The 12750-nt window shown below is 74.6% G+C and carries 8 protein-coding genes; 3 read left to right on the top strand and 5 right to left on the bottom strand.

From position 1 onward, the window contains the following. Positions 1-977: 977 nt before the first annotated feature. From ACFXMG_RS03030 to ACFXMG_RS03015, 4 genes are all read right to left on the bottom strand, one after another. Positions 978-2939 (bottom strand): protein kinase, encoded by a 1962-nt coding sequence (locus tag ACFXMG_RS03030; protein WP_383820695.1) that lies wholly within the window; start codon positions 2937-2939, stop codon positions 978-980. A gap of 191 nt (positions 2940-3130) precedes the next feature. After that, entirely contained in the window at positions 3131-3547 is a 417-nt protein-coding gene (locus tag ACFXMG_RS03025; protein WP_383820698.1) for a hypothetical protein, read from the bottom strand. A 237-nt stretch (positions 3548-3784) separates the two neighbouring features. Next, complete coding sequence (locus tag ACFXMG_RS03020) at positions 3785-5215, bottom strand: chondroitinase-B domain-containing protein (protein ID WP_384120114.1); 1431 nt, start codon at positions 5213-5215, stop codon at positions 3785-3787. A 754-nt stretch (positions 5216-5969) separates the two neighbouring features. Beyond that, positions 5970-9488: a hypothetical protein gene (locus tag ACFXMG_RS03015; protein ID WP_383816399.1), complete on the bottom strand. Its 3519-nt coding sequence runs from the start codon at positions 9486-9488 to the stop codon at positions 5970-5972. 152 nt (positions 9489-9640) lie between these two features. Between ACFXMG_RS03015 and ACFXMG_RS03010 the strand changes: the two genes are divergently transcribed. Both ACFXMG_RS03010 and ACFXMG_RS03005 read left to right on the top strand, forming a co-directional pair. Next, complete coding sequence (locus tag ACFXMG_RS03010) at positions 9641-10186, top strand: GNAT family N-acetyltransferase (protein WP_383816396.1); 546 nt, start codon at positions 9641-9643, stop codon at positions 10184-10186. 315 nt (positions 10187-10501) lie between these two features. Further along, on the top strand, positions 10502-11308 hold the full coding sequence (locus ACFXMG_RS03005) for a hypothetical protein (RefSeq protein WP_383816393.1): 807 nt from the start codon (positions 10502-10504) through the stop codon (positions 11306-11308). Here the strand turns inward: ACFXMG_RS03005 and ACFXMG_RS03000 are convergent. Further along, positions 11280-12161, bottom strand: coding sequence for a sigma-70 family RNA polymerase sigma factor (locus ACFXMG_RS03000; protein WP_383816391.1), 882 nt, complete (start codon positions 12159-12161; stop codon positions 11280-11282). The genes ACFXMG_RS03005 and ACFXMG_RS03000 overlap by 29 nt on opposite strands. Positions 12162-12246: 85 nt before the next feature. Between ACFXMG_RS03000 and ACFXMG_RS02995 the strand changes: the two genes are divergently transcribed. Further along, positions 12247-12705, top strand: a complete 459-nt coding sequence (locus ACFXMG_RS02995; protein WP_383816388.1) for a carboxymuconolactone decarboxylase family protein — start codon at positions 12247-12249, stop codon at positions 12703-12705. Positions 12706-12750 lie beyond the last annotated feature (45 nt).

Below are 12750 nucleotides of genomic sequence, written 5' to 3'. Positions count from 1 at the left end.
CACGGAATCCACGTTGGCGGGCAGTCCGGTCAGGGCGTCCGACAGGTCGAGGTGGTGGACGGTGTCGCCCACCCACTGGAGCAGAGTCCCGTGCTCCTCGTCGAGCGCCGCCTCCGCGCGCGAGAACGAACCTCCCAGGGGGTCGTTGAGCGCGGCCGCGGGGAGCCGGGTCACCGGCCGGTCCCCACCGGACGCGCTCCAGACCGCGATCCCGCCCTCCTGGCTCGCCGAGACGACGTACCGGCCGCCGGAGCTGAACCGGTAGCCGTACGGGAGGCTCCTGACCGTCCCGGCGTACCGCCGGCCCACCAGGTCGTACACGGCGAGGGTGGAGGTGCTCGACGCCGACCCCTCGCCCACCAGCGCGACGGACCCGCCGTCCGGGCTGAACTCCAGCTGGCCGCACTCCGGTTCGGGGGCCGAAGCGGGTGGTGACACGAGCGCTTCCGTCCCTGCGGCCGCCCCTGCCACGGGGCGTACGGAGATCCCGGCCGGGGAGCAGGAGATCAGGTGCCGGCCGTCCGGTGAGACGCTCTCGTCGTCCCGTACCGCCGTCGCCACCGTCCGTCCGGCCGCCGTGACCAGCTCGCCGTCGCCGCCCTCCGCCCTGAGGAGCAGCTCGCCCCGGTTGGTGATGCCCTCCTGCGTACGGCCCCTGAGCGCGAGGGGCGGGGCCAGGGGCCGTCCGTCGCGGAGCGAGAGGACCCGCACGGTGTCCGCGTCCTCGTCCGTGACGGCGATGAGGGAGCCGTCCTGGCTGAGGTCCATGGACGGCATGAACGACGCCTGGGTGATGTCGGGCCTGTCGAGCAGCGTCCGGCCACGGTTCTTGCCGTGGAGGCCGATCACCCGCAGTCCGGCGGGGGAGAGGTACAGCGCCGCCCGCCCGTCGCCCGACAGCGCGCGCCGGGAGCTCTCGCCCTCGTGGAAGACCGGCAGGCTCGTGACCTGCCGTTCGCGCTGGGCGGCGGCCGCGATCAGCGCCGCGCGGGTCTCGGGCACCTCCGCCACCCGCCATGCCGCGAGACCCAGCAGCATCGCCGGGACGGGGTCGGAGCCGCGCAGGGTCTCCGCGCTCTGCGCGATCGTGCGGGCCGTCGCCTCGGTGCGCCGCCGGTCGATCTCGCGCGACTGGAGCCACGCGGCGCCGCCGGCCACGAGGGCCAGGACCGTGACGACCGAAAGCCCGGCCAGCAGCCTGCGCCGGCGGCGGGCGGCGCGATCGGCCGCGAGGCGCGCGGCGTCCAGGCACGCGAGCTCCAGCGGGTTCGGCCGCAGGGGGAGCGGGGCGGTGGGCAGCCACGCCCGGCACCGCTCCAACTGGCTGCCGTGCGGCAGGTCCTCGCTCCGCCGGCCGTTCTCCTCCCAGGCCAGCGCGGCGCGCGTGAGCCAGAGCCGTACCGCCGTCCCCGCCCGGTCCGCCTCCACCCAGCCGCGCAGCCGCGGCCACGCCGGCAGCAGGGCCGCGCTGGAGGCCCGTACCCCGCGCCGTCGGGCAGCGGCACCAGCACACCGCTCTCCGTCAGGGCGGCCATCGCCCGCGCCATCGCGCGGTGCTCGCCCTCCGGCCGGCCGTCCAGCAGCTCGGACCGGCCGGCGGACCGTAGGGAGTCCTCGGTGCCGTCCTCGGCGGCACCAGGAACCGCCAGCCGGAGCAGCAGCTCGTGCGCGACACCCCGGGCCTCGTCCGGCAGCGCCAGGAACGCGGCCTCCGCCCGCTCGCCGAGCGCGGGGACCGGATCCGCGGATGGGCCGGACGCCGTCCCGGACCCTGCCCGGCGCGCCCCGGCTCGCAGCAGCGCGAGCCGGGGATCGACGGGGCGAGGCGCCGACTGGGCGTCCCGCGCCGACTGGTCGCCCCGCGCCGCGAGTTCGTCCCGTGCCGTCGCCTCGTCTCGCGCGCTCGCTCCGTGCCGCGCCGCCGCTCCGTGCCGCGCCGCCGGTTCGTCCCGCGCCGCCGGTTCGTCCCGAGCCGCTGGCTCGTGACGCGCGGTCGCTCCGCCCCGTACCCTCGCCCCGTCCCGTACCGACGCCTCGTCCCGTACCCTCCCCTCGTCCCGTACGGTCGGCTCGCCCCGCGAGGGCAGTGCGTCCCCCACCGTCGGCACGCCCCGCCGGGGCGGTTCGTCCTGCTGAGGCGCGACGGGCTCGCCGAGGACCGCGAGGAGGACCTCGGCGGCGCCGGGACGGGCCGAGGGGTCCTTGGCCAGAGCCCGGCGCACCAGAGGGCGCAGGGTGTCCGGGACCTCGGTGAGTTCGGGCTCGTGGGTGGTCGTCCGGTGGGCGGTCTCGGCGATGTTCGCGCCACGGAACGGCTCGCGGCCCGAGGCCGCGTAGAGGACGGTGGCGCCCCAGGCGAACATGTCGGCGGGCGGACCGGCCCGTTCGCCCGACAGCACCTCCGGGGCCATGTACCCGAAGGTCCCCATGATCCCGGCGCCGGCGGTCACCGACATGTCGGCCGCGCGGGCGATCCCGAAGTCGATGATGCGGGGTCCGTCCGGCCCCAGGAGGACGTTCCCCGGCTTGAGGTCCCGGTGCACCACCCCGGCCCGGTGGATCGCCGCGAGACCGGTCGCGACGCCGACGCCCAGCCGGACGACGTCGTCCTCGGCGAGCGGCCCGCCGGTACGGACCCGGGCCCCGAGCGAGGGTCCCGCCACGTACTCGACGACCAGGTACGGCTCCTCGGCGTCCGACGACACCTCCAGGATCCGCGCCGTACAGAACCCCGCGACCCGCCGTGCCGACTCGGCCTCCCTGCGGAACAGCCGCCGCGTCGACTCGTCGGCCGAGCCGCGCAGCACCTTCACCGCGACGCGCTTCCCGCCCCGGTCGTACGCCTCGTACACGACGCCCTGGCCGCCCTCGCCGAGCCGGGAGGCCGGCCAGTAGCCGCCGATCCGCTCCGGGTCCTCCGGCAACAACGGCGTACCCACGACACCACCCCCACCCCCGCGCGCCCGCGCGTCACTTCCGTCACGGGCGACTTGTCGGCCCATGCTCGGAGGCGGGCGGTCACGAGGTCAACGCGTGCCCCGACTCCCCACAAGTGAGAGGCCGGGGTCCGTTCCGTGCCCGTGCCTGTGCCCGTGACCGGCCCCGTCCCGAACCTGCGCGGGAGCGTGGACTACCAGATGCCCTTGGAGCAGCCCTTCTCGTTGGTGTCGAGCCAGATGACGCAGACGCGGGAGCCCGCGTCGGTGCCGTTCCAGTGCCAGCCGGTCTGGACCGTGCCGGAGCCCCACGTGTACGTGTGGGAGACCTTGGTCCAGTCGTAGTTCACGCTGCCGTCGGCGTTGTACCGCTTGCGCTCCAGCCACGCCTGGCAGAGGCCGCCGTTGTACGACTCGAAGACGCCCTTGATGTCCGAGTTGAACGTGTACGGGTCGATGTTCACGGTGTACGCGCGGCACTTGGCGGAGGGGCCCGCCCAGACGGTGACCATCGCGGACCCGTGCTGGTCGACCGTGGCGTACGCGGGCGTGTCGGTGGCGGCGGTCAGCAGGGCGGCGGAGACCGCGGCGAGGGCGAGCTTCTTCTTCACTGGAGCTCCAGAAGGGAGAGGGGCAGACAGGCCGGAAGGCATCTCACCACAAGAGGCCGGAAGTTGACCTTCGCTGCGCGCGAAGAGAAGTCTCTTGTGCACGCATGGTCAACTTCGCACGCCGCGACGGGCCCTGTGGGGCGGGAGGGTGGCCGGAATCCGCCGGGCGCCCGGCGGTTCGGGGCGCCCGATGGTGCGGGCGCCCAACGGTTCGGGCGCCCGGCGATCCGTGGTGGGTCAGGTCGCGTTCGGGCCGACGTCGGCCGTGGTCAGGGGGCGGCGGGTCGGCGCCAGGGTGGAGTACTCGTCGGCGCCGACGTCGCGGGCGGTGCCACGCGCGTGCCCGTCGGCGTCCTCGGTGACGGCCGGCGAGGTGAGGGTGGCGGCGTCGACGGCCGGGCTGGCGGCGGTGAGGCGGTGGACGCCGTCCGCGTCCTTGCGGAGCAGGGGGTCGACGCGGCGGAAGCCGCCTGCCGGGATGGTGCCGTTGGCGGCCGATCCCCAGAGGATGTTGCCCTGCCAGGTGAAGCCGCTGGTGGTGCCCAGGTTGACGAGGCTGCCGCTGGAGGCGACGAGGATGTTGTCGGCGACGACGACGTCACGCGGCTCGTGGGTCCGGCTCTCGCCGGAGATCGTCGCGGCGTTGCCGACGAGCGTGTTGTGCGCGACGACCGCCCGGTCGCAGGCGTCGTTCCCGCGCCGCTCCTCGGTGGTCTCGCCCGCGTGGTGGTCGCGGGTGGTGCCGCTGCCGATGACGATGCCCCGGGAGGTCGTACCGGAGATGTGGTTGTTCACCACGAGGTGGTCGTTGCCGTACAGGCGCACGCCGTTCTCGCCGCCGAGGACGTGGTTGCCGGCCACGGTCGTCGCGTTGCCGTGCCGCAGGACGATGCCGCCCTTGCTGTCGCGGAGGGTGTTGTAACGGATGGTGTTGCCGGAGGACTTGACCGAGATGGCCTCGGGATCGCCGTCGCAGCGCTCGAAGAGGTTGTACTCGACGAGGGCGTCGGCCGTGGACAGGGCGCGGTGGCTGACGCCGAGGCGGATCGCCTCGCCGCCGTTGGCCCCGGTGAAGGAGTGGTCGGCGAAGTAGTTGCGGAAGATGTGGGTCCGCTGGGCCATGGCGGTGGACCCCGGCCCGTCCACGACGAGGAAGATCCCCTGCGTCGTGCGGTGGTGGAAGTAGTTGCGGTCGATCTTCGCGTCGTCGCCGCGCACCGTCACCCAGTCGAGCCCGGCGCTGTCGGCGAGCTTGAAGTCGTTGCGCGTCAGCCGGATGCGGGAGCAGTCCGCCGGGACGGCGAGCGTGCTCGTCTGCCGGAAGGCGAAGCCGCTGATCGTGATGTTGCTGGAGCCCGAGAGGAGGAAGCTGACCGGCCCGCTGAGCACGGCACCGCCACGGCTGGCGGACACGACGGTGATCGGCGCGGCGGTGGTGCCCTGCTTGCCGGTGACTCGGATGCCGGCCGACGGGACGGTGTAGGCGCCGTCGGCGAGGACGATCCTGTCCCCGGGCACGGCCGCGTCGATCGCGCTCTGGAGCGCGGAGATGCTGCTGACGGTCACGGTGCCGGCCGCCGCGGCCGTCCCCGCCGCCAGACCGGACAGGGGGACGGCCGCGGCGGCCGAGCCCATCAGCGTCCCCTTGAGAAACGTACGTCGTCGCATGATGCCTCCTGGTGTGGTCTGGTCCACCCCACCTTCGACGCCGGCCCTGCCGTCTCGCTGTCGAACCGCTAACGCGCGCCTGGGAGAAGGGAATTCGGCGGGGAGAAGGGGGGAGAGAGAAGGGGGGCGGCCGCCTTCGGCGCGCTCGTGGCGGCCTGGCGGCGCGAGGAGGTGGGGACTGGCTGGCGGGACGGCTGGCGGGACGGCTCCTCACGGCCTTCGACGAGCGGTGCGCGGCACTCGCCGACGACCCCCGTCGCGGCACCTCGGGCAACGGCTTCTCCGGCCTCCTGAGACTGCGTACGGACTCCGAGGTTGGGCTGCGCGCCCTGGTGGAGTGTTACGGGCGCGGGCGCCACGTCCCGTACAAGGCGGACGACTACGCCCGGCTCACGCACGGCGCCTTCCGCTCCCGACTGCGTGCCTTCGGACCCGGCGGGGCGCGAGGGCGGTGCTCGGCGCGGGCGGCGGAGCCGACGCGCTCGACGACCCCGACCGCGACCGCGCCGCCGTCGAGCGGCTGATCCGGGTGAAGATCCCGCACGAGACCCCGAGCGTCCCGTCGCGCCAGCTCAGCGGCTGGCGCCTGGTCTTCGGCCCTGGGAGACCCTCGCGGTCTACGACCCCGACTTCGACCAGGAGTGCGACGAGGGCGCCCAACGCCGCTACCCTGGACGCCCGTTCCGCCTGCACTCGACGGTACGTCACCGTCCGCCCGCGCCGGCAGCCCATCTGGCACGCGGCGACCCGCGCGTCACCGCCGGTCGCTGAGGTTCGTCTCGTACGCCAGCTCGCGGACGTCCGGCTCCGGGTGGCGGCGCAGGGCGATGACGGCCGCGCGGCAGGGCTCGGGCCAGCCTTGGCGGATCCCGAGGGCGTTGGCGAGCGCGACGGCGAGGAGGCCGTGTACGAGGCTGCCGCCGTCGCGCAGGGACCGCACGGCGGCTAGGGCGGGGGCAGGGTCGGTGAGCGGCTTGCCGTACTGGTGCGCCTCCTCGACCGTCTTGGCCGCGAGGACCGCGAGAACCGGTCGGTTCTCGATCGCGGAGGTCAACCCGCCCAGGGAGAAGGTGAGTTCGGGCTCGGGTGCCGACAGGTCGAGTGCGTGGACGAGGAGAGAGACGCGGGTGGAGGTGAGCAGCGGCTCGTCCGCCAGCCGCCGGGCGAGGTCCGCGCACGTCCGGTGGTCCTGCCTCGGAGAGTCGAGGAGGGAACGCAGCCTGCGCAGGGCCGGCAGGTCGCCCTCGCGCCCGCCGCCCTCCCGTTCGCCGGCCGCGACGAGCGCCAGCAGCCGGTCCACGACGTCGCCCAGCAGGCTGCCGGGCTCCACGCCCCCGAGGGGGTGGGGGAGCCCGGACCGGGCCAGCTCGGTGAGATCGCTCCGCACCTGCCAGAGGTCCCGTGGCCTGGTGACGTCCGTATAGACGTCCACGAGGGCGGTGCCCGCCGCGGGCGCGTACCGCGCCCAGAGGGCGAGTCCGGTGAGGGTGAGGCGGGAGAGGGAGCCATGCGTCTCCTCCTTCTCCTCGTCGACGAACGGCAGCCGGGCCATGAGCTCCCCGAACCGCCGCCGGTGGGCCGGAGTCAGGTCGGCCGGCTTCACGTCGAGGAGCGCGCGACGGGCGGGTTCGGGTCCCTTGGCGACCGCCGCCTCCAGCAGATCCCACATCTCCTCGGCGGGCAGGAGCGTCGTGGCCAGCCCCACGACGGTGGCCTGGACGTCGGGGTGGACGCCGTGCGTACGGCCCACGGTGGACAGGAGTTCGGTGGCGGCCCCCGGGGGCAGATGGCGGGCGGCGAGCCGCGCGGCGGCCTTCCTGACCGTGACCTTCACTCCGAACTCGCGGGTCAGGACGGACCGGAGCAGGGCCGCGACCTGGGAGGGCCGGGCGTGGGAGGCCGCGCGGGCGGCGGCGGACCAGGCCGCCGCGGCCCGGTCGCCGCCCGCGTGGTCGAGCAGTGCGCCGAGGGCCGAGGCCGGGTCGTCCGTGTGGGCGGCGGCGTCCAGGGCGGCCGCCGCGAGAGCCGGCGCGGCGGGCTGGGTCGCGCCCTCCGCCGACGAGGCGTAGTGCAGGAGGAGGGCCCGTCCGTGCCGCGGAACCGGGGCGACCGCACGGAGGAGCGCGGCCCGTTCGTCGATTCCCCGGTCGGGATCGGCGACGACGGTCGCCGCGAGGCGGACGGCGGCCTCCTGCTGGCCGGGCAGCCAGCGGTCGGCGCGCTGGAACGGCGGCAGCGGCCGGTGAGAGCCCGCCACCGGAAACCGGCCGCCCGAAGGCGGAGTCTCCGCAAGGGCCGGGTCCAGAAGGTCGGTGCGCTCCGTGGCGAGGACGGCGAGCACCTGCGGCAGGAAGACCGCCGAGGGCTCCCGGGCCAGGAGCTCGGCGACGCGGGCGCCACGGGTCGAGGGATCGGCGAGCCAGGCCGCGGCGACGTCACCGAACACCGCGTCCGGGCAGATGCCGAGGGCCTGTTCGAGCCGGTCCTGGACCTCGGGAACCCCGTACGCGTGGCGGCCGCACGACTCGGCGAGCGCGAGCAGGGGCAGGACGTCGCCACGGGCGGCACTCCGGTCCAGCCACGGCTCGAGCGCGCCGACCACGGCGCGTACCCCGTCCGTACACAACTTCCCGTTCAGCGAGTCGAGTTCGACCGTGCCGGTGTGGGCGGTCAGCGCCTCCAGGAGGCGTGCGGCGAGCGGCAGCGCGGCGGCGTCACCGGGTGAGGACCTGGTGCCGGAGAGCAGGTCCACGGCGAGTCTGTGGATCACGTCGCGGGTCATGGAGGAGCAGTCCCGGGCCCTCAAGGCGTCCAGGCACAGACGCTCCAGGGACGCGGAACCGGAGCTGTCTCCTCCGGACGCGGGCTCGGGCTTGGGCTCGGACGCGTGGGCGCTCAGCGCGGCGGCCAGGTGGGGCGTCGGGAGGTGGGTGAAGGAGTCGATGACGTCGCCGCGGACGGGGTCACGCTCGTTGGCCAGACGGCCCGCGGCCAGGGCGAGGACGGCCGCGACCTCCTCCGGAGCACGGCTGAGGTCGGCGTTGACGATCAGGTGGTGCCAGGCCATCTGGCGCTGCTCGACGTCGCTCGTGCCGAGGGCGGCCAGCAATCTGGGGCGGGCCTCGGCCGGCGGCAGCAGGGCCGTCATGCCCATGATGTCCTGCTGCGAGCAGCCCTCGGCCGTGCGCGCGTCGAGGGCGGCGCGCGCACGGGCGTGCCGCTCGGCCACGGGCAGCAGAACGAGTACGCCCTCGTGCGCCCGGACGTTTTCGCGCGGGTCGCCCGCGGCGACGACGGCGTCCAGGAAGGCGCCCCGGCGCACGGGCGGCACCGCGCGCAAGAGGACGGGGAAGGCTTTCCGGTGGAACCACAGGGCCCCGAGTGCGGGCAGGGACGGCGGGTCGGCCGCCACCAGCTGACGCATGACAGCCGGCCCCGGCGTCCGCTCCCAGCGCGAAGCCGACCGGTCCGCCCCGGTGAACCACCGGACGATCCGCTCGGCGTCCACCGCGACGAGGTCGCCCAGCCGGTCATGGACCGGACCGGGCAGGTTGTCGGGCCCGTACTTCTCCAGCAGTTCCAGGACGCGCTCCGGCGCGGCGGGCAGCGCGACGGCAAGACCGGACGCGTACCGCCCCCACCACCCGTTGCGCAACCACCGTGTGAGGCCGACGAGTTCCCGCTCCGCATGGTCGAGCACCGCGAAGGGGTGGCGCAGGGCCAGCGTCCTCCATTCCTCGGACGTCAGCACCCCCGCGACCTCGGGAAGCAGCCGCGCGGTGAACTCCCGCGAGCAGCCCGGCAGCAGCAGCGCCGCGTCCCGGTCGCCGTACGCGACCCGCACCCGCCGCACGAGCCGCTCGGCGAGCCCGGCCCGCCGCCCGTCGCGCAGCAACCGCGCGAGGTCGGCACGGACGACGGCGGGCGCGTCACGGTAGGCGGCTTCGACGGCCGCCTCGATGGCTGCCTCGTCGGGAGCTGCGGTGGCCGCGTCCGGAACGGGCAACCGTCGCACACCGCGGAGCGCGTACCGGCGGACCACCGGATCGAGATCACCGAGGCGCGCCAGCAGATGGCGCGTGTCCCCGGCGGCGAGTGCTGCCAGCGCGCCCAGACGCCGCTCGTACGGACCGAGCGCGTCCAACTCGTCAAGCAGTGGCTGTAGTTCGCCCCGGGTCGCGAGCCGGTGCGCGGTGACGGCGGTGAACCTGAGCCGCGCGGAGTGGGGCAGGGGTTCGAGAGCGGCGAGCAGCTGGCCGGCGGGAGAGATCATCGCGGGCATTGTGCCTCGCACAGGCCACCGCTGCCCAGCGAATATCGAACGGGCCGGGAGCGGGGGGAGAGAGATGAAAGTGCCGACGATCACCCCGCCGATGATCACCCGGATATGCTGCCTCGGCCCACAGCCCAGGAAGGAACCCCCGCATGAGCAGCGCCACCTCCCCGTTCCCCGCTCGGATCGAGCTGAAGGGGGAAGGGCTCGTCCTGCGGGACTGGGCGGAGTCGGACGTGTCCGCGATGCCGGATCTGTTCGACGATCCCGACGTCGCGTACTGGACGCCGCTCGCCTCCCCCTTCGACGAGGCGGCCGCCGCCACGCGGCTGGTGCGGGCCCGGACGCTGCGCGCGGAGGGGACGACGATCCTGCTCGCGATCACCGTCGACGGCGGTGCGCCGCTCGGAGAGGCGATGCTGCGGCGCGTCCCCGGCGGCGCGGAGCTCGGCTACGCCGTCGGCCCGGCCCACCGCGGCCAGGGCCTGGCCGTCCGCGCGGTGCGCGTCATGGCCGCGTACGCCTTCGAGGAGCTCGGGATGGAGCAGGCGTTCCTGGAGCTGGAGGCCGAGAACGCCCCCAGCGTCGCCGTCGCCACGAAGGCGGGCTTCACCCTCCTCGACGTCCCCCTGATCGAGGGGGTGGAGAAGGGCCGCGCCTTCACCCTCCAGACGTGGGGGCTGACGCGGGCCTCCTGAACCCGCGCGGTGGACCCGTGCGGTGAAGTGCGCTGCGGCGTGTGGCAGTAGAGCAGAAAGGGATCAGTAGTGACCGATGGGGGAGGGAACCCGTACGCCCCCGGGCCGGGCGGCCATGGGCCGTACGCCCCCGGGCCGGGCGGCGGCCATGGGCCGTACAGCCACACCTTCAGCCCAGGGTGGGGTCCGGCGGCACCGGGCGCCGGGATCCCGCCGCAGCCCGGCTACGCGCCCAGCGTTCCGGCGCGCTCGGGGTGGATCCGCTTCCGGGAGGGGGACTGGCCGCCGTTCCTCCAGCAGGTGCGGCGGCTTAGGATGCACGGCTGCGCCTGGGGGCTGCTCCTGTTCTGCCTCTGGCCCGTACTGTTGCCGGTGCTCGCGTACCCGCTGGCCCGTACGGCGGCGCGGCAGGCCCACCGGAGGTTCCCGGTCCACGCGTACCCGCGCGTGGTGGACCCGTTCATGAAGCGGGTGCAGGACGCGCGGGCCTGGACCGCGCTGGCGGCGAGCTGCCTGATCCTCTTCGTGTACGGGACGGGCGCGGACCTCGCGGAGCTCCAGGAGCAGTACTTCCTCCGGGTCATCACGACCCCCTGGCTGCTGCTCCTCACCGCGCCGCTCATCATCCTGGCCGTCTTCCGCCTCGCGCCCCCGTCGGCCCGCCCCGTCATGCGTACCCACCTGGCGTCCTCGGGCCGCGCGGCGCTCTGGTACTTCGGGGCGTTCACCGCCGTGCCGCTGCTCTTCGCGGGCGTGGTGCTGCTGAGCGAGAGCTACGAGCCGCTGCGCCCGGTGATCACGATCGCCCTGCTGGGGCCGGTCATCTGGATGCTCTTCTACGTCGTCTTCGCCTCGCTCACCCTCGTCCCCTCCGCGTTCGGCATCTCCCGCGTCCACGCCGCGCTGCCCGCCCTCGTCACCGGCGTCCTCGTGTGGGAACTCGCCGCCGTCAACCTGGCGTTCTCGGGCATGCCGCCGGGTCCGCTCCTCGTCCAGCTGTGCGCGGTCGTCGGCGGTCCGGCCTCGGTCACGGCGCTGGCCTGGTGGGAACTCACCCGCCTGCGGGAGCGGTACGGGGTGACGCTCCGGGCCGTCACCGCCGGGCGGCCGGCAGGTCCATGAGGGCCAGCCGGGCGGGGTCGGTCACGGCGGTGATCTCGGTGACGCGGCCGTCGGCGACGGTGAAGACGAGGAGGGCGAGCGGGGTGCCGTCCTCGGCCCAGGAGAGGACGGCGGGGCGGCCGGCGACCGTCGCCGCGTGCCCGCGCGCCGCGCTGCCGGCCAGCCGGGCGCGGGTGGCGACCTCGGTGGCCCCGAGGGTGACGTACCGGCCCTGAGGGGTGTGGACGGTGAACCTCACCTCGGGGTGGAGGACCCGCAGCAGGTCCTCGAACCGGCCCTCGCCGGCCGCCGCCAGGAAGGCCCGGACCACCTCGCGCCGGTCCCGGCCGGAGCCCGCCGGCCGCTCGGCGGCGGTGCGCACCTTCCTGCGGGCGCGGCTCGCGAGCATCTTCGCCGCGTCCGCCGACTTGCCGAGAATGACGCCGATCTCGTCGTGCGGCACGGCGAACACGTCGTGCAGCACGAACGCCAGCCGCTCGTCCGGGCGCAGCGCGTCGAGGACCGTGAGCAGCGCGAGCCCGACGGAGTCCCCGAGCGCGACCAGCTCCTCCGGGGCGGGAGCGTCGTCGAGGGTCACGGTGCACGAGGGCAGCTGATCCTCGAACGACAGCTCCGGGCGGGTCCTGCCCGACCGCAGGACGTCGAGGCTGATGCGGCCGACGACGGTCGTCAGCCAGCCGCCGAGGTTGTCGATCGTGTCCGCGTCCTGACGCGAGAGGCGCAGCCACGCCTCCTGGACCACGTCCTCCGCGTCCGCGTGCGACCCGAGCACGCGGTAGGCGACGGCCCGGAGCCGGTCGCGCTGCGCCTCGAAGGCGTCGGTGAGCGGATCGGCGGGCTCGGTACCCGGCATGTGTTACCTCCCTGGGAGCTGCTGCGTCATGGGGATGACGGGCGCCGGGCCCGCGACGTAACCAGACGAAGGCGAGCACTCCCCGATGGAAAACCGGCTCAAGAACAAGACCACGGACAACCCCGACCTGTGGACCGCGATCCACCACCTCCACCAGGCGATAGCGGTCGGCGGGGTCGACCCGAAGCTGCTCGCGCTGGTACACCTGCGCGCCAGCCAGATCAACGGCTGCTCGGCGTGCGTCCACGCCAGTGTCGCCGGAGCGAGGCAGGCGGGCGAGACCGAGGAGCGGCTGCACCACGTGGCGGCGTGGCGCGAGGCGCCCTTCTACACGGACCCGGAACGCGCGGCACTGGCGCTGGCCGAGGCCGCGACGCGGCTCCAGGACGGCGCGGAGGGCGTCACGGACGAGATCTGGGAGGAGGCCAAGGCCCACTTCAGTGAGGAGCAGATCGGTGCGATCACCCTGGAGGTCGCGCTGACGAACTTCTTCAACCGGATCAACCGCACCATCAAGGAGCCGGCGGGGAGGAGCTGGGGCTGAGCGTGGCCAGGGGGGGGTGGTTCGGGGGGTGGTGAGGGGGTGGCG

Origin of the sequence: Streptomyces sp. NPDC059201 (assembly GCF_042754585.1) — a bacterium.
Lineage (GTDB): Bacteria > Actinomycetota > Actinomycetes > Streptomycetales > Streptomycetaceae > Streptomyces.
This window is presented reverse-complemented; position numbering and strand designations above follow the sequence as displayed.